The organism is Exiguobacterium sp. s145 (assembly GCF_018618835.1).
Taxonomy (GTDB): Bacteria; Bacillota; Bacilli; order Exiguobacteriales; family Exiguobacteriaceae; genus Exiguobacterium_A; species Exiguobacterium_A artemiae.
The window spans coordinates 32,327-50,542 of sequence record NZ_JACSMV010000023.1 but is presented as its reverse complement, the minus strand read 5'-3'; the positions used below and the strand labels follow the sequence as shown (position 1 = coordinate 50,542).

Here is an 18,216-nt window from a genome sequence, read left to right as displayed (position 1 = left end):
AATTAGGCTACCTCACACCGAAAAAATACGGTGTACTGGCAGCCTAATCAAGGTGTTTTATATGTGTCTCATATTGCTAGGTCAGTCTAAGACACCCCGTTTTTGTCCTTAATGGATCCAGCTTAATGATAAAATCATCGCTTCGATTTCTTCTAGTTCCAACGATTCCCGATCTGCAGAATACGTCAATAGAACAAGCCGTTCTCCGTCTGAGTAGGCATAAATCCGGATGAAGACGCCTTCTTCTTTTCCGTCTACAGCAAGAAGTGCTTCTTTAGATGAGTTCCGACGTGCTTCGAGTGGTCCCGTCAGTTCAATTCCAAACTCTTCCACCAGTAAATTGATTTCCTGTTCCGCCGCTTCAAAAGGTGTGAGTTCTTCTGCATCCGACTCATAGATGGATAATTGTAATGTTCCCATCGCGTTTTCTTCTGTCGAATAAAAACTGACGAATGTTTCTTCTTCTTGATATTCAAACGTTTTTGGATATTGCAGTGTAATCCAATTATCGACCGTGTACTGTTTCATATGATTTCCTCCATTCGATTTATCTCGTCAAAATGTATGCCGGTCACGGCCAGTTGCTGGAAACACCGTGCTAGCGTATCCGAGAGGAAAATACGTTCCGTACGTTCATCCCGTAAGATGTGGTGGGGACCAAGCGAGGTACTGATGATTCGCTCCGTCATGAAGTAGACTTGTTTTTTCCGAAGCGTGCGGAAAATCTCCGTCTTATGTAGATGTTCCACCCGTCTTACCGCTAGAATATTGATGAGATAGTAATTGACGAGTCCCGTTCGTGTCTTCAATTGGACACGGAGACATTGGACGGAAAACGGTGTCAGCCGCTCCAACATCTGTTTCATCCGTTCAGATACTAATGGGATCCTCAATTCGTTCGGAAGCACGTCCGGTAGCATATCTGCATCCTGTTCGATTGAAAAGGCAAGTAAGCTTGCGTTCAGAAACCACTCTCCTGTCGTGAAGCGATAACGATCGATTTGATGGTGACATGTCGCCATCCATCCTTTTCCCATCAGCTGTTCGCTCCAAACTCGAACTTTGTTCACCAGTCATTCGCTCCTCTTTCCATCCTCAGCCACTCACTTTCGTTACAGGAAGCCCATGTAAACGATTTAGCTCTTATTATTGTACACATAAAATCAAAAGAATTACCTTTTTTCATAAAAGTTATGGAAATAAACGCTTTGCTATGCTACTATATTTCATGTAGCAACTCTTGCGGGTGTAGTTTAGTGGTAAAACCTCAGCCTTCCAAGCTGATGATGAGAGTTCGATTCTCTTCACCCGCTCCAATTTATGACATAACATAGGTCACGACACATAGGTCAATGACTTTTATGCCTTCGAGGGCAGACGGCTTGCAACTTGCAAGTCGTCTTTTTTGTTGTCTCCAGGATAGATTTCCCCTGCTTTCGGGTATAGTTCGATATAAAACGTTACATCCTGAAAAGAGGAGGACTCTCATGATTCAAATGAAGATGCCCGGCGTCATGGTCTACCAAAGTACATTAATGAAAACGACCTCGACTTTGATTGAGACTCCCGATTGTCTGATCGTCGTTGATCCGGGTTGGTTACCGGACGAGATCGCAACGATCCGCCGTGATGTGGAAATCATCCGGCACGATCGGCCTCTCTATATCGTGTATACGCATGCTCATTTTGATCATATTCTAGGAGCTTACGCTTTTAAAGATGCAATTGCGATTGCTTCCCGTCGTTTCGTGGATGTCGACCGGACAGCAGCGCTTGAAGAAGTGCAGAACTTTAATGACGAGTACTACATCGAGTCTCCCGTTCTGTTTCCGGATATCACACATGTCATCGAAGAATTCGAAACGACGTTGACGATCGGTAAAACCAAACTGATTTTTTTCCTGACTCCCGGTCATGAATCAACCCATTTGTCTTTTGTCGTCATGCCGCTTCATCTCCTTGTCTGTGGTGACTATGCCTCCGACGTCGAAATTCCGTTGATTGAACATGATTCGAGTGAATACTTAACGACCCTTGAATTACTCGAATCCTTTATTTATGAATATGAGGTAAAGTTACTTATTCCGGGACATGGTCATATTTGTGACGTTCGCACGGAAATGATTGAGCGGCTTCATTTGAGTTACGACTACATCTTGGCCTTACGTGCACACAAAGAGTCGGACTGGTCGCCGTCGTGGCAACGCACGTCCTTCATGGGACGTCTGCACGAAAAAAATAAACGCCAGATTACGAAAGAACAGACCGAGCAACTCGCCCGGCGGCAATACGATTAAAACAAAAAGACAGGCTGTTGTTTCCACAAAGGAACAGAGCCTGTCTTTTCTGTTAATCCATTACTCCAATCAGTTCAATCATTAAAGCTTTTTGCGCATGAAGGCGGTTTTCCGCCTGATCAAATACAAGGGAGTGACTGCCGTCAATGACTTCCGCTGTCACTTCTTCCCCGCGGTGCGCCGGAAGACAATGCAGGAAAATCACATCCGTTGCTGCTGACGACAACAACGTTTGATTCACTTGATAGCCTTCGAATGCCTTGAGACGTGCTTCCGACTCCTCTTCCTGACCCATACTGGCGAATACATCACTGTAAATGACATCAGCACCGGCAACCGCTTGAACAGGATCCGTATATTGTTCAATCTGTCCTCCGGATTGTTGTGCCAGCATCTTCGCCTGGTCAATAATCGTTTGATCCGGTGCATAAGCAGCCGGACTACAAATTCGAACGGTCATTCCACTTAACGCGCCGCCTAACAGCAATGAATGAGCCATGTTGTTTCCGTCCCCGATATAAGCCAATATCTTTCCCTTCCGTTGACCAAAATGCTCCTCAATCGTCAGTAAATCAGCCAAGACCTGACACGGATGATGAAGGTCCGTCAATCCGTTGATGATCGGAATCGTTCCGTGCGCTGCCAACGTCTCGACCGTTTCATGTGCAAATGTCCGGATCATCAAGGCGTCGACATAACGGCTCATGACTTGAATCGTATCGCTGAGGGACTCTCCGCGACCAATCTGCATATCCGATCCGTTTAAGACGACCGGATATCCTCCCAATTCGACGACACCGACCTCAAAAGAAATCCGTGTCCGCGTCGATGCTTTTTCAAACAGCAACGCGACTTTTTTTCCGGCAAGTGTTTGGGCATATGTCGCTGGAGAAGCTTTAACATCTTTCGCCAGTTCCAATAGATCGGTCAGTCCTTCTGCTGTCAGTTCTTCCAGTGTCAGCAAATGCTTTAATCGTTGTGTAGTCGTCATTGGATTCGCTCCTTTTGTGTCGTCCATTCGGATAACGGCTTAACGGTACACATCGGTATCGTTTGGACGGATTCGAAGTATCGGGCAAGATGTTCTTCAGTAATGACAATCGCTCCTTGGGCCAGCGCTTTTTCCCGTTGTTCCCGTTCTGATTCTGATTTCGAGAAGAACACAAGACACGTATCAAACTCGGTATCCGGCTGAACTGCCGCTCCTTCTGACCACGCGTCTGTTCCCGCTCCACAGATTCGAAGCGTTCGCTTGGCCATCGCTGTTTTAGTCGTCTGGTCGAAGACGAACCGTTCTTTGGCAAGTCCCGCTTCCGTCCACTGCAATGTTTCCCCGGTCGAACGCATGACCGGACCGGTCATCGGATCGACACCACGCAGCTTCAGCGTCGAGAATACCGGTGTCTTGACCGCATGGAACGGTAACGTCAACCGGTTTGCCGGCAAGACTTCAACTTTCATCCCGATGGCGGCTTGAACCGCCCACTCGAGCAATGGTTGTCCCGTCACCTTCGAGACAATCGGCAAGGTACGCGAAGCCCGCGGATTAATCTCCAGAACGTAGACGGTTTGATCTTTTACGACGAACTGGATGTTGAAGGCACCTTGGTAATCCAGATGTTGACCGATTGTTTGCGCAATCCGTTCGATTTCATCCTGTAAGCTTGCCGGAGCTGAGACAGGCGGCAAAATCATCGTGGAGTCGCCGGAGTGAACACCGGCGGCTTCGATTTGTTCCATGATGACCGGTACGTAGGTCGTCGTCTTGTCTGAAATACAATCGACTTCGAACTCGTGTCCTTCGATATAGGCATCCACCAAAATCGGAAACACCATTTCCGGCAATAGTTTTTCTAAATCGGTTGCTGTCGTTAACCGGTGCATTCCTTTTCCACCAATGACGTACGATGGACGGGTCATCAGCGGATACCCCAGTTCCTTGACGATTGCCGTCAATTCTTCCTCGTTCGACACTTCCTGACCCGGTATACGGTCAATCTGAAGTCGATCCAAGAATTGATAAAAACGATCACGGTCTTCCATTTCGTCAATCGTGTCGGCTGTCGTTCCTAAGAGCTGGTATCCTAACTGTTCGAGTTCTGCAGCAAGCGTAATGGCTGTCTGTCCACCAAACTGGACAAGCACCTGCCGGCATTGTTCTGCTTCCAGTACATGAACAACATCTTCAATCGTCAGCGGTTCAACGTAAAGACGGTCCGCCACTTCAAAGTCGGTCGAGACGGTTTCTGGATTGTTGTTGATCATGATGGTTTCATAACCGGCTTTCTGTAAAGCACGAACAGCATGAACCGAACAATAATCGAATTCAATTCCCTGTCCGATCCGGATCGGTCCGGCGCCGAGAACGGCAACCTTTTTCCGGCTCGACGGAGTCACTTCCGTTCGGCCGGACCAACTGCCGTAAAAATACGGTGTCAGACTTGAAAATTCCGCCCCACAAGTGTCAATCATTTGAAAACTTGGTTGAATTAAAAAAGTATTCCGTTGCTGTTGCACGACTTCAAGTGGAACGTCGGTAATCTGTGCGATCTGCTGGTCTGTAAATCCGAATCGCTTTGCCTGTTGAAGCGATTCTTTGGATTCCAGATCCAATGATTCCTGCATCAGGATCAATGTCTCAAGCGTCGTGAGGAACAGAGACTGGATCTGCGTTTTTTCAGCCAATTCTTCGTGCGTCGCCGCTTTTCGATCGAGCAATGCCAGCATGGCCAATAACCGGCGATCCGTGATTTGATTGACTTCCTGCCACAAGACCTCCGTATCGGCCTGCTTCATCCAATTCGGATATAACGGCGCTTGTTCGATTCCGGCACCCCGCCATGCTTTTTGCAAGGCTTCCTCGAGTGTCTTGCCCATTGCCATGCTCTCTCCGGTCGCCTTCATCTGTGTACCGAGCGACCGGTCACTTCCCGGGAAAAGATCAAACGGGAAACAGGGCACTTTAGCCGTGACATAATCCAGGACAGGTTCGAAACTGGCCATCGTTTCCTTTGTCACCGGATTGATGCAGTCATCAAGACGCTCACCGAGCGCAAGACGGGTCGCTAATTTTGCAATCGGATATCCCGTCGCCTTGGAGGCTAAAGCAGAAGACCGACTGACGCGGGGATTGACCTCAATGACATAGTAGGTCTGTTCTGTCGGATGGATTGCAAATTGGATATTACAGCCACCGACGACACCGAGCGCAGAAACGATTTCCCGCGATGCCGTCCGTAAGATTTGATTCATTTTATCAGAGATCGACTGGATCGGTGCAAAGACGACCGAATCTCCCGTGTGCACGCCGACCGGGTCGATATTTTCCATATTGCAGACGATGATTGTCGTATCAAAGGCATCCCGCATCACCTCGTACTCGACTTCCTTATAACCAGCAATGCTGGCTTCGACGAGACATTGTGAAATCGGACTGGCCTGAAGTCCATTCGCCGCAAGTTTACGGGCTTCTTCTTTTGTTTGAGCAATCCCGCCACCGGTTCCACCGAGCGTAAACGCCGGACGGACAACAAGCGGGACGCCCGCTTTTTCTATGAACCCTTCCAGTTCCTCCAACGTCTCGATCGTCTGACTGATCGGGAGCGGTTGATCCAGTTCCAGCATCCGCTGTTTAAATCGTTCACGGTCTTCCCCGTCTCGGATCGTTTCAAGGGATGTCCCGAGCAGTTTGACTTGATACTGATCCAGTACTCCTGCTTCTTCGAGCGATAGTGCTAGGTTCAAGGCGGTTTGGCCGCCGACTGTTGCCAGTAAATGGGTCGGGCGTTCACGTTTGATAATGGCTGTCGCTTTTTCAAGCGTCATTGCTTCGATATAGATATGGTCCGCTGTTGAGGGATCCGTCATGATCGTAGCCGGATTCGAATTCATCAACATGACCTCGCATCCCGCTTCCCGAAGTGTCTGACATGCCTGTGTACCCGAGTAATCAAATTCCGCTGCTTGACCAATCACGATTGGACCTGATCCGATGACCAGGACTTTTTTAACTTCCTGCATATGCTACCTCCTGCTTTAAGATGCCCGCTACGAATTGATCAAATATCACCATCGCTTCCAGTGGACCGGGATGAGCTTCCGGGTGAAACTGAACCGTCAAAATAGGATGCGTCGGATGAAGCAGTCCTTCAATCGAGCCGTCATTGATATGTTCATAAGCGACGTTCAGTTCAGAATTTTGCACGCTGTCCGCTTGAACGACATAACCATGATTTTGTGATGTCATTAAGACACGTCCGGTTTTCAACTGACGGACCGGATGATTTGCCCCGCGGTGACCATGGTGTTGCTTTTCGATTCGACATCCGAAGGCCTTGGCAATCAGTTGATGCCCCATGCAGATGCCAAGCGTCGGATAGGCAAGTGCCAGTTTCTTGATTTCTGGAATCAAGTGATCGAGTTGGCTCGGATCTCCGGGTCCATTCGAAAAAAGTAACCCGTCAGGCTTTAATTCATCGATGACTGTTTTCGGTGTATCGAACGGCACGACCGTCACTTTCATCTGACGCTCCTGCAAGGCTTCAATCATCGATTTTTTCACCCCGTAATCGAGACACACGATATGTCCGGCCTCGTAATCGGTTGGATAAATCTCCGGCTGTTTGGTCGAGACAGTGGCAATCAAGTTCGACTGTTCCTCAACAGATGATGTCCCGCATGTGAGGATACCGATCTGATCCCCCTGATTGCGTAAATGATGGACCAATGCCCGTGTATCGACTTGTGTTAAAACTGGGATATCCGATGCTGCCAACCAATCCGCCAAGTCTGACCGTAATCCGTTGTTCGCTAAGGTCTGAACGACTACACCGGATACTTGAATCTGACGGCTTTCTGAATCCTGTTCTGAAATTCCGTATTGTCCAATGAGCGGGTAGGTAAAAACGATGATTTGTCCCCGGTAGGAAGGATCGGTCAATACTTCTTGATAACCGGTCATTCCCGTGAAAAATACAACTTCTCCTTGAACGGACGAGGAACCAATCAATTCACCTGGATATACGTGTCCATCCGCTAATGTTAATGCCCCTGTTCCTTTCACATCATGACCTCCTGTTGACATACTGTTTTGATTTTTTCGACCGCGAGATCAAGCTCCTGTTCCGTGACGCACAATGAAGGTAACAACCGAATGACATTCGGTCCCGCGCTGACGACGAGCATTCCGGCTTGTTGCAACGCTGTAATCAGGGATGAAACCGGTTCATGAAATTCAATTCCGATCATTAGTCCGCGTCCCCGCACATCAACGACCATCGTCTCCGGCAATTGCTTCAGTTGTTGCATCAAATAAAGTCCTTTTTGTTGAACTTGTTTCATTTGTTGCTCGTTTAGCAAGACGTCCAGTGTCGCTTCTGCCGCTGCCATTGCCAACGGATTCCCTCCGAACGTCGATCCGTGGGTACCCGGTGTGAAAACAGCCGTTGCTTCCGGTGTTGTAATGATGGCTCCGACCGGGAATCCGCTTCCGAGACCTTTTGCCACGGTAATGATATCCGGCTTTAGCGGCGTCTGTTCAAAAGCGAAACGGGATCCGGTTCTTCCGATTCCTGTCTGGACTTCATCGATGACTACCTTCACATCATACTGTCGAGCTTTCTCCATCAACGCTTCCAACCAGGCATTTTCCGCTACGATGACACCGCCTTCTCCCTGAATCACTTCAAGCCAAACGGCAGCCGTCTGATTCGTAATCATTTCAAGACTGTCAAAATCGTTAAAGGTCAGATGCTTGAAATCCGGAACCATTTCTCCGAACCCGGCTTTAATCTTGTCTTGACCCGTTGCTCCCATCATGGCAAAGGTTCTTCCATGAAACGACTGACTGAACGTCAGGATTTCTTTTTTCTGTGTCCATTTCCGAATCAGCTTAAATGCCCCTTCATTCGCTTCCGTCCCGCTGTTACAAAAAAACACATGGCTCAAATGACTGTTTTCCGTCAACATCGCGGCAACACGTTCCTGTTTACTGCTCATGAATAAATTAGACGCATGCCATAATTTTTGAAGTTGTTCTTGTAACGCCTGTTCCACATGCGGGTGTCGATGACCGGTGTTGCAGACGGCAATTCCCATCACGAAATCCAGATAGTTTTTGCCTGCTTTGTCTTGTACGAACGATCCGTTCCCTTCGACCAATTCAATGTCATGACGTAAATACGTCGGTAGTAAAGCGCTCATTGGTTTCCTCCTTGATCCGTGTCCCTTGGCTCGTCACGTCGTGTCCGGAACGAATCTTGACCTGATGTATCCCTTGTCGGACCGCTTCGATGACGGCTTCGACTTTCGGAATCATTCCTCCGTTGATTTCCGTTGATTCGATTCCCTCCTCCAGTTCCGCGACCGTCACCTCTGACTGGAAGGTGCCATTCAGCCGGACACCAGATACATCCGTCAGTAGTTCGAATTCATCGACAGCGAGTCCTTTCGCTACAGCAATCGCACAGGTGTCCCCATTACAATTCAACGTCCCTTCCGTCCCTGTAATCAGGGAGGTGACGACAGGAAGGAATCCCGATGCCATCAATGTCGTAAATAACTTCGGATTAATCTGTGTCACTTCTCCGACTGCTCCGAACGTCGGTTGCTGCTCCCCCCGAATACTGGCTCCGTCAATTCCCGTCAAGCCGATTGCCGGCAGCCCGTTTTCATTCAATGCATAGACGATTTTTGATTGCACTTCTCCTCCAAGCACCCGTTCCGCTCCCAGCAGAACCTGCTCTGTCGTCACCCGGATCCCGTTGTTGAATTCCGCTTTAATATTCATGTCCCGGCAATAAGCCGATAAAGCCGGTCCACCACCGTGGAGGATGATCAATTCATTTTTCTCGGCAAGCCACTGACCCCATTCTTCGTAATAACGCGGGTCCAGCTGTTCGAAGACACTTCCGCCCAGTTTGATCAATTTACGTTTCGTCATGTCCGGTAACTCGCATTGATTTTGATATAGTCATACGTCAAGTCACAACCGAAAGCATGACCGCTGGCAGGTCCTTGATTTAAATTCACTTCGATTTCCACAACCTCTTGCGCCAGTTCACGGGAAGCCAACGATTCGTCGAATAAAATCGGCATGCTGTGACGCAGAACCCACTGGGAACCGATCCGGATATCAATTTGTCCGACATCAATCGGTTCATCGATACTGCCGACCGCTGCGATGATCCGGCCCCAGTTCGCATCTTCACCGAAAATCGCTGTTTTCACGAGGGAAGACCCTACAATCTGTTTGGCAATTTTCCGGGCAGTCCATTCGTTCGCCGTACCATGGACGTTGACTTCAATCAGCTTCGTCGCCCCTTCTCCGTCACGTGCAATTTGTTTCGCTAAATCTTGACATACTTCCTCGACCGCTTGTTGGAACTGCTCGATTTCGTCCGTCTCCGGTTGAAGCGGCTGTGTTTGTGCGGCTCCACTTGCAAGAATCATCACCATGTCATTCGTCGAACTGTCACCGTCGACGGTGATACAGTTAAACGTCCGGTTGACCGCAGACTTCAAGATGTCCTGTAGTAACGGTGAAGGAATTGAGGCATCCGTCGTTAAAAAACCGAGCATCGTCGCCATATTCGGATGAATCATGCCCGAACCTTTGGCCACTCCGCAGACCGAAACCAACTCGCCGTTTAACCAGATTTGACGTCCGGTCGTCTTCGTACCGGTATCGGTCGTTAAAATAGCCAGGGCAAAATCATCGGCTTGTTCTTCACCTTCATCCGGCTGTAGCTGTTCAATTCCTTGAAGTAACGTATCGATTGCGAGCGGCTGTCCAATGATGCCGGTCGAAGCGATGACGACATGTTCCTGTGCCAATTGAAACTGATCGGCAATGGCTTGTTGGGAAGCATAGGCATGTTCGAGTCCGAGCTGACCTGTACAGGCATTGGCATTCCCGCTGTTGACTAAAACGGCATGGACTTTTCCACCCGATTTCGCCATCGCCTCTTTCGTTACAGTAATCGGTGCAGCCTGGACCTGATTGGTCGTGTAGACAGCTGCCGCATCGGCACCCGCTTCACATAATAAAAGAGCTAAATCTTTCCGTTTGCGTCTGAGCCCGACATGAACTCCCGTCGCCTTGAATCCTTTTGGTGTCGTCACGGTCAATGGTGATGTCAGTTGTATATTTAACATATTCATGGTCCCCTCTATATAAAGAATGGCTGTTGTGTCAGACCTAGTGTTTCTGGATATCCGCCAATGACATTGGCATTTTGAATCGCTTGTCCTGCTGCGCCTTTTTGCATGTTATCCAGCACGGATACGACCGTCAGTCTTCCCGTACGTGTATCCAGATAGACCGAAATGTCACAATAGTTGCTTCCGGCTGCCGATTTGATTTCCGGATCCGTTTGTCCAACACGGATAAAGGATTCCTGCTTATATTTTTCAATGAACCATGTCCGCCACTCGGCTTCCGTTTTTTCAACGAGGGGCTGCAACGTCATCGTCGCCATGATGCCACGGTTGAGTGGCACGAGATACGTAGCAAGTGACACGGTGATCTGTTGTCCGGTGATGTCTTCAGCAATCGATTCGATTTCCGGAATATGTTGATGTTGGTTCATTTTGTACAATCGGACATTTTCGCTTGATCGAACGTGGTGTGTTTGTTCCGTCAATGTTTTTCCTGCTCCCGACAAGCCGGAGCTCGCATGAATGATGATTTGCGACGGATCAATCACCCGCTCTTCTAATAACGGTAATAACCCAAGTAAGACAGCCGTAGCATAACAACCCGGATTGGCAATTAAACGACTGTCCTTGATTTGCTCCCGCTTCCATTCCGTCAGTCCGTAGGTTGCTTTTTTCTGGAGAACCGCATCGACGCCTTCATGGGGATACCATTTTTCATACAATGATTTTTCAAGACGCAAGTCTCCGCTCAAATCGATGACCGTTCCTTTCCAGTCATCCAGCTGTTTCAGATATTTCGTGGAAATTCCGCTCGGCGTCGCTAAAAATAAAAGATCTGTTTCCACCGCTTCAATTTGTTCCAGTGAAAATGCTGTCAGTACAGGAAATTGTTTATTATTCATGAAACTGTATAAATCATTCATTTCCTGATTGGTTTGCGAATCGCTGATCAATGAGACGATTTCCAAATGAGGATGTAATTCAATCAGGCGTATCAGCTCAATCGCAGCATATCCGGTCGCACCTACAATCGTACATTTCATCGTCGAAACCCCTTTGCCCTTAAATGATAATTCGATTTAAACATATGTATATTTATACTGTCAAATGAATTTTTATTTATTTTAAACATAGAAAAAAGGCTTTGATCAATGACATCTCAATAGATGTGACTGATTAAAGCCTTTTTTTATCCGAAATGAAATTATCTTTTTTCCGCCCGTTGAGCGACCATGTGATCAATTCCGTAAACACTGGCTCCCATTAACGCAATGACTACGACAAAAATTGCAGTAAACATATGTATCTCCTCCTGTTCACAAAATCGACATCTCTTATTTCTTATTGTGCAAGATTTTTGCCGAAAAAGAAAGCGTTTACGACAAATTTTCGTCACATTTTCTATTTATCTTGTCGTTTTTAGTGGAATCTAGATAGTTGACGAATGAATTCATATCCTTTAACATAACAACTGTTCTTCACTTTACTTTCACACGTAAAAGCAAACAAGCATAAACGCAACATAGAACTTAAGGAGGTGGAAGCATGCGTATGTCTTTTCGTGAATCCGCAGCTGTCCTAGGAATTAGTATCATTATCTTATTATCCGTCATATTCGGTGCCAAAGCCGAACCGCATCTCGCTATCTTATCCAGTTTGATTTTTGTCGTTGCCTGTGCCGCTGTCCGCGGCTTCCGTTATGAAGAACTTGAACAACATATGATTAACGGAATTCGTGAAGCCATCAAACCGATCTTAATCATGTTGCTTGTCGGTATGACGATTGCCGTCTGGATGATGAGCGGAGCTGTTCCGACACTCCTTCACTACGGACTGGAAACACTTTCTGCAACATGGTTCGCACCAAGTGCTTTAATCATTACGATGATTGTTTCGACGTTTACCGGGAGTTCCTTTACAACAATCGGAACGGTCGGTGTTGCTTTGATGGGAATCGCAGTCGCACTTGGTGTCAATCCGGCCCTTGCCGCCGGTGCCATCATCAGCGGTGCCTGTTTCGGAGATAAGATGTCCCCTTTATCCGATACAACAAATTTTGCACCTGGAATCATCAATGTCTCGGTCTTTGATCATATTCGTTTTATGATGGGCACAACAATTCCTGCCATTACAATCACGTTCATTCTGTTCTTTATCTTCGGACGGGGAGACGGTTCGATTGATTCACAAACTATCGGCTCCACCCAACAGGAATTGACGCGTCTGTTTAATCTCTCACCATGGACACTGCTGTCACCGTTACTCGTAATGATTCTTGCATTACGTAAAACACCCGTCGTTCCGACTCTGATTGTCGGCGTCCTGAGCGGTCTCCTGTTGACTGGATTAACACAAGGCAACTGGAACATCGGACAATGGATGAGCGTCATCCAAAACGGATTAAAGATTGAAACAGCCAACGAAACGGTCGCAAGTATCGTCAGCAAAGGCGGTCTCCAGTCGATGATGTGGTCCGTTTCACTTGTCATGCTTGCCCTAGCTTTCGGTGGTGTCCTTCGTGGAATTGGCGTCATCGATGTCATTATCGAAAACACGGTTTCAAAATTAAAACGGGACGGCAGCATCATCTCATCGGCTGCACTCGCTTCAATCGGCGTCAACTTCATGGCCGGTGAACAATACTTGTCTATCCTGTTACCCGGTCAAGCGTTTAAACAGATCTTTAAAGACCGTTCGATTGATCCGCGTTTTCTCTCACGGGCTCTCGAAGACGGTGGAACTCTTGTGAATCCGTTGATTCCTTGGGGTGTATCCGGTGCGTTCTTCGCCTCGACACTCGGTGTCCCAGTTACTGCGTATGTTCCATTCGCCTTTTTCTTGTTACTGTCGCCTTTCTTCACTTTTGTTTTTGCCTTTACCCGCCCTACCAAACAAGCCGCAAAAGATTTGGCAGCTTAATCGACGGATTTCCTGAAGGGGCTGACTCAAAAGTCAGTCCCTTCAAAAATCAAGGTGGCAGATGATCATTCTGCCACCTTGATCTCGTTTAAATAGGAATCACTTGTTTCCGCCACTCCTACAGGAAAAAGCGCATGTTGCGCTGTCAGTGATATGCTCCTCAAAAAGTAGACAGTTGAAATAAGAAAAACTGTTTACTTTTGAAAGGAGCTTTTTTCTTGAAGATTGCTTGGAAATATATTTCTTTTCACTTTGTTTGACAAATATTGTACAGAATTCAGCAATTGCAAATAAACATGTGTAAATTCAAAAGGAAATGGGAATATACCAAACATAAGATTAAAAAATTACAGCGAATTATAAAAAGAGAAACTTGCACCTGATCCTAAGGATGCGTTCGATGTAATTTTGTAGGAGGAGTTCGATTATGATCAAACGTGGCACACTGGAACGGCTTGATGGCAAATATGCTGTTCTTCTCTGGGAGAATGGCTCAAGTTTCATCCCACGCCGCTATTTGCCTACTGAAGCACGGCTTGGTGATACAATATTATTCGACGGATCTAATTATTCAATTGATGCAACTAACTCTACCCAGTCTTCCTTTCAAACGTTTTCGTTTCGGCAAATGGGTTGACACTTAAAAAGCCATCTGACCGCTTAAAATGACTAGCAGACACGTTGTCTCGAATAGTCGTTTCTTGCGACAGATGGCTTTTGTCTGTTAACGAATCTGGAGCGTCTGTTCAGCGCAGCTTGGACAGGGCGTTTGGGTGAGTTCATCCAAAGAAAGTCGAACCAAAACAGAATTATCTTGTTCACAACGATGGACCGGTTCAATAATTGCCCCTTTCAAAAACAAGGCGCACCAAAACCGGGTGGAGATTTGCTGACAGGTCAAACACTGAAAGACATCATATTGATGCGGTACCCATCCGTCTTCAATTTCCTCAATATGGGCATGGTACGTCCGAATCAACTCGGCCCGTATCCGGTCATCAATTTTTTGGCGACTGACGAGCGGCTCTTGATACGGTGGAACAAATAAAAAAGGCAATGCTGATGCATAACTTTCCATCCCATACGTCAACACCGACGGAAATCCTTTCCACTCTTCCTGCTGACCGATTTCAATGATTTGACGATACGTACATACCGCACAATATAATTCCATCCGGTTATCCTCCGATCTTCCGTACCATCTCTTTCAGCATCTCTTGCGTAACAGGTCCGACATGTTTTCCGACAATCGTCCCTGTTTGATCAATAATGTAAGTCGCCGGCATCGCCACTAACTGATACGTTTTTTCCGATTGTCCTTTCGTATCATAAAGTACCGAGTACGTAATAGGCGTTTTTTTCAAAAACTGTTTTACATCACTCAACCGTCTTTCCGCAGTCGTCACGTTGATACCGTACACCGGGATTGATGTCGATTTGGCAAAGGCATTTAATTCCGGTATTTCCTGCTGACAAGGGGGGCACCAGGTTGCCCAAAAATTAATGACGATGAGCTGATCCGTTAAATCAGACAAATGAATCATTCGACCGTCTTGTTCTATTTCGAGGTCAGGCGCTTTCATTCCTGTTTCAAGTCCACCCTCTGCTTGTTGTTTTGCTTTCATTTGTTGTTGGTCCTGTTTCGTCTGATAGGCGCTGTAACTTGTATAGGCAATTCCCGAAATGATGATTGCCGCCATCAGATACACTACATATTTTTTCACTGATTTCGTCACTCCTCTATGTATGTAGTGTAGCAGAATCGCCCGCTTGATTTGTGACAAAAAAGGCAGACTGGTGCTGACTTTTTTTCCGCTCGGATGAAATATATTTGACGTACAAAAAAAACAGGAATCGGATGTTCTCCAACTCCTGTCAACGATTTTCATATCGTTTCATTCATTAATTATAACGCGGTAATTGTTTTTTGACCTGACGGTTATCTTTAACGCTGCCAACCGCCTCATCTCCGCCAAGTGCTTCGTTTAATGTGGTTTTACCTTCTTTGACTTCCAGTCGGCGATTAAAGAGTGCCCGATTGTCGACGGCTGCGACCAGGATGGAAGCAACATCCGTTTCGGAAATCGTGGCTTCCTTGACATCCTTCAAGTCTTCATCGGCCTCAATCAATCCGCGTCCTTCTCCGTCAACGATGTTAACCGGACAAATGATCGTATATGTGAGTCCACTATGTTCAATCTGTTCTTCGGCTGCATTTTTGGCAGCGTAGAACGGATACATCTCTTTTTTAAATTGGTTCGGACGATCAGCACCATAGGCACTGAGGAGGACGAAATGACGAACACGCGCCTTTTTCGCAGCATCAATCGTTTTTAAAGCAACCGTCCGGTCCAGTAACTCGATTTCAGTCGGTTCCCCGTCAACACCGGCTGTCGCTGCACAAATGACAGCGTCTTGACCGGAAACACCCTGTTCGATGACTTTTTCGAGTTCTGTTTCGATATCGACATAGTGCGCTTTAACACCAAGTTTTTCAAATCGTTCCACTAAATGCTGATGGCGGACGATAACCGTGACTTGATGACCTTTAGCGAGCGACTTGACGACACGAGCTCCGATTGTACCTGATGCACCTACAACTAATACTTTCATATGATAGGTCCCTCCTCGATAGTTTAGTCACCTTTACTAATTTCCACTGTTCGAGAAAGAACAAACCCGTTTTGAAAAATTAATCGTTTTTTAGTGTCCCATAAAACGTCGTGTCGAGTTTCGCACGCAAGTCCTTCAATTCTTTTTCCTTAGGGAAGTCATAGAAAATACCATTCATCCGCTCACTGACACCTTCGACTTCAAGGTGTTCCCGTTTCGAGAACAACGCGAGCGATAGCCCCGCCGTCATCATCTGACGGACGCTGACATCGAGATTCATTTCTTCCTTCATATACCGGTGTGCGCCGGGAATACTCAACCATCCCGTCGGTTTCATCAAATGTGTCGCCACGGCTTGGATGACTTCCGACTGTCGGTTTGCCCGTGCCACGTCTGTATCCGTTTTACGGTGACGGGAATAGGCTAACGCCATTGCCCCATCCATGTGATATTCTTTTCCTTTTTGGAACGAATACTGATTGGCTTTTCCACTCGCATCTTGTTCCGAGAACGTTCCTGTCGACACTAAATCGACTCCTCCGATTTCATCAATCAATCCGATGAAGCTGTCAAATGAAATGACAATCTTACTGTCAATGTCTTGATCGAGAAGTCCGCTGACTGCACTGCTCGTACAATCTTCGCCGCCGTATGCAAAGGCATGGGTGATCTTATCCTTTTTGCCGTTTTCACAGGCAATCGGCGTATACGTATCACGAGGAATCGACGTCAATTGAATCGTCCGTGAGAGCGGTACGAATTGCATGACGGACAGTGAATCTGATCTCGAACTGCGTAATGATTCTCCCGGCCGGGCGTCACTTCCGATCAGAAGAAACGTAAACGGTTGTGAACTAAAAAGAACGGCTGCAATCAGGACGAGTAATAATAAACCGAACAGCTTTGACTTGAAGCGACGTTTCTTTTTCGGAACAGGCTGTTTTTTCAACCGCTGTTCAGCTTCTGCTTCACGCACCGGCTCTTTCGTTCTGTTGCTCCTTGAAGCACGACGTTGGCTGAAACGATTCAAGGCCATACTCGCCAGTCTTGTTCCTGAACGCACGATGATTCCGGCTCCGGCCTGCAAGCGCTTTGCAGATGGTCTTGATACCTCTTTCCAGGCAGGCGTTCTTTCCGACGGCTCATCTAAATACCGTTGACTGGCAGATCGTTCGCTTTCATGATTTTGATCCATGGATTCGTGGGATACTTTCTCCTGATCCATCTTCTCTGATTCACGCAATTCTTCCTGACGTCTGCGCTCTAAACGGGAACGTCCTGAATGAAATTCTTCCATAAGTTACCTCCGTATCAATCTCGGGCTAAGTGTTTTTCCTGTAAAAAGTCACGCATATACGTCCGTTTCGGCTCCTTCATCGAAGCAGCCATCTGATAGATCCATCCTTCCGTCCGGCGTCCATCTGTTCGTTCTCCATAATACGTAGACGTTTCTTCTTCATATTGCGACAACAATTCACGCATCGTGTCGTCATTAGTATACGTATTCCGGTGGAAGACCGCATCCATCGGAAGGCGGGGTTTTTTCCCCGGCTGTTGGTCGGGAATACCGACTGCGACTCCAAATAACGGAACGACATGATCCGGAAAGCCCAACAGTTCACTCACTTTGGCAGCATCATTTCGTAATGAACCGATATAGACGGTGCCGTATCCTAACGATTCCGCTGCAATGACTAGATTTTGGGCGGCTAAACCGGCATCGACCGCACCGACAATCAAGGCTTCCGTCGTTTCGACCGTCCGGTCCACGGAACCGGATGCGATTTCCGCTGCCAGGATGTGTTTATGATAGTCGATACAAAAAACGAAAAAGTAACTGTTCTCAGCGACGTAAGATTGACCGCTCGCTACATCGACCAATTGGCGTTTCAGTGCTTCGTCCTCCACGCCGATGATGGCATAGGCCTGCTGATAAGAAGACGTAGAGGCAGACTGGGCCGAACGGACGAGCGTTTCGACTGTCTCTTGATCTAATTGATGAGGCTTGAATTTACGGATAGACCGGTGGTTAAGTAAATGTTCGATTGTTTCATTCATGAATAATCGCTCCTTTTTGTTAATGATTCTCTTAACGATAGGCAAACCTTTCCGGAAGTGCAAATGTTAGCTACCCGTGTTCCGAAACAATCATTTTTGAATTCCATGCACTGCCGATTACTTCTTAAAAAAATCGGGAAAAGGATAGAACTACTATTGTGTCTTTTTTGTC

At 47.1% G+C, this 18,216-nt stretch carries 17 protein-coding genes and 1 tRNA gene; 4 read left to right on the top strand and 14 right to left on the bottom strand.

Annotated features, from left to right (window positions below):
* Positions 1–108: 108 nt before the first annotated feature.
* Positions 109–528 carry a hypothetical protein gene (locus KNQ07_RS14080; protein ID WP_214767353.1) on the bottom strand — a complete coding sequence of 140 codons (420 nt, stop codon included), beginning with the start codon at positions 526–528 and terminating at the stop codon, positions 109–111.
* Positions 525–1,070, bottom strand: coding sequence for an imm11 family protein (locus KNQ07_RS14075; RefSeq protein ID WP_261966374.1), 546 nt, complete (start codon positions 1,068–1,070; stop codon positions 525–527). The genes KNQ07_RS14080 and KNQ07_RS14075 overlap by 4 nt, the downstream gene beginning before the upstream one ends.
* Before the next feature lie 172 nt (positions 1,071–1,242).
* Here KNQ07_RS14075 and KNQ07_RS14070 point away from each other — a divergent pair.
* Together KNQ07_RS14070 and KNQ07_RS14065 are read left to right on the top strand one after the other, a co-directional pair.
* Positions 1,243–1,316 (top strand) — tRNA-Gly (locus KNQ07_RS14070).
* Between the two features lie 171 nt (positions 1,317–1,487).
* Positions 1,488–2,297: an MBL fold metallo-hydrolase gene (locus tag KNQ07_RS14065; RefSeq protein ID WP_214767351.1), complete on the top strand. Its 810-nt coding sequence runs from the start codon at positions 1,488–1,490 to the stop codon at positions 2,295–2,297.
* A 52-nt stretch (positions 2,298–2,349) separates the two neighbouring features.
* On the opposite strand, the gene argF is transcribed toward KNQ07_RS14065, so the two are convergent.
* Genes argF through argC form a run of 7 tightly spaced genes read right to left on the bottom strand, consistent with a single transcriptional unit; the run spans position 2,350 to position 11,497 of the window.
* On the bottom strand, positions 2,350–3,288 hold the full coding sequence (argF, locus tag KNQ07_RS14060; RefSeq protein WP_214767349.1) for an ornithine carbamoyltransferase: 939 nt from the start codon (positions 3,286–3,288) through the stop codon (positions 2,350–2,352).
* Positions 3,285–6,317 (bottom strand): carbamoyl-phosphate synthase (glutamine-hydrolyzing) large subunit, encoded by a 3,033-nt coding sequence (gene carB, locus KNQ07_RS14055; RefSeq protein ID WP_214767347.1) that lies wholly within the window; start codon positions 6,315–6,317, stop codon positions 3,285–3,287. Before carB ends, argF begins: the two co-directional genes overlap by 4 nt.
* Positions 6,304–7,359: a carbamoyl phosphate synthase small subunit gene (locus KNQ07_RS14050; RefSeq protein WP_214767345.1), complete on the bottom strand. Its 1,056-nt coding sequence runs from the start codon at positions 7,357–7,359 to the stop codon at positions 6,304–6,306. Before KNQ07_RS14050 ends, carB begins: the two co-directional genes overlap by 14 nt.
* Positions 7,356–8,498 (bottom strand): acetylornithine transaminase, encoded by a 1,143-nt coding sequence (locus KNQ07_RS14045; protein WP_214767343.1) that lies wholly within the window; start codon positions 8,496–8,498, stop codon positions 7,356–7,358. Before KNQ07_RS14045 ends, KNQ07_RS14050 begins: the two co-directional genes overlap by 4 nt.
* Entirely contained in the window at positions 8,464–9,237 is a 774-nt protein-coding gene (argB, locus tag KNQ07_RS14040; RefSeq protein ID WP_214767341.1) for an acetylglutamate kinase, read from the bottom strand. Before argB ends, KNQ07_RS14045 begins: the two co-directional genes overlap by 35 nt.
* Positions 9,234–10,451 carry a bifunctional glutamate N-acetyltransferase/amino-acid acetyltransferase ArgJ gene (gene argJ / locus KNQ07_RS14035; protein ID WP_285801140.1) on the bottom strand — a complete coding sequence of 406 codons (1,218 nt, stop codon included), beginning with the start codon at positions 10,449–10,451 and terminating at the stop codon, positions 9,234–9,236. Before argJ ends, argB begins: the two co-directional genes overlap by 4 nt.
* 14 nt (positions 10,452–10,465) lie before the next feature.
* The gene (gene argC, locus KNQ07_RS14030; protein ID WP_214767338.1) at positions 10,466–11,497 is read right to left on the bottom strand and encodes an N-acetyl-gamma-glutamyl-phosphate reductase; all 1,032 of its coding nucleotides are present in this window, start codon (positions 11,495–11,497) and stop codon (positions 10,466–10,468) included.
* 502 nt (positions 11,498–11,999) lie between these two features.
* On the opposite strand from argC, the gene nhaC reads away from it, so the two are divergent.
* Positions 12,000–13,373, top strand: coding sequence for a Na+/H+ antiporter NhaC (gene nhaC, locus KNQ07_RS14025; protein ID WP_214767336.1), 1,374 nt, complete (start codon positions 12,000–12,002; stop codon positions 13,371–13,373).
* A 427-nt stretch (positions 13,374–13,800) separates the two neighbouring features.
* Positions 13,801–14,010 (top strand): DUF3006 domain-containing protein, encoded by a 210-nt coding sequence (locus tag KNQ07_RS14020; protein ID WP_012369470.1) that lies wholly within the window; start codon positions 13,801–13,803, stop codon positions 14,008–14,010.
* An 87-nt stretch (positions 14,011–14,097) separates the two neighbouring features.
* Here KNQ07_RS14020 and KNQ07_RS14015 read toward each other — a convergent pair whose 3' ends face one another.
* The 5 genes from KNQ07_RS14015 to nfsA all read right to left on the bottom strand — a co-directional run bounded on the left by KNQ07_RS14015 (position 14,098) and on the right by nfsA (position 18,044).
* Entirely contained in the window at positions 14,098–14,547 is a 450-nt protein-coding gene (locus KNQ07_RS14015) for a hypothetical protein (RefSeq protein WP_214767334.1), read from the bottom strand.
* 4 nt (positions 14,548–14,551) lie between these two features.
* A complete protein-coding gene (locus tag KNQ07_RS14010; RefSeq protein WP_012369468.1) occupies positions 14,552–15,097 on the bottom strand; it encodes a TlpA family protein disulfide reductase in 546 nt (181 codons plus the stop codon).
* 178 nt (positions 15,098–15,275) lie between these two features.
* The gene (locus tag KNQ07_RS14005; protein ID WP_012369467.1) at positions 15,276–15,986 is read right to left on the bottom strand and encodes an SDR family oxidoreductase; all 711 of its coding nucleotides are present in this window, start codon (positions 15,984–15,986) and stop codon (positions 15,276–15,278) included.
* Between the two features lie 79 nt (positions 15,987–16,065).
* Positions 16,066–17,283, bottom strand: coding sequence for an LCP family protein (locus KNQ07_RS14000; protein ID WP_214767332.1), 1,218 nt, complete (start codon positions 17,281–17,283; stop codon positions 16,066–16,068).
* A gap of 14 nt (positions 17,284–17,297) precedes the next feature.
* Positions 17,298–18,044 (bottom strand): oxygen-insensitive NADPH nitroreductase, encoded by a 747-nt coding sequence (nfsA, locus tag KNQ07_RS13995; RefSeq protein ID WP_214767330.1) that lies wholly within the window; start codon positions 18,042–18,044, stop codon positions 17,298–17,300.
* Between the last annotated feature and the right edge of the window lie 172 nt (positions 18,045–18,216).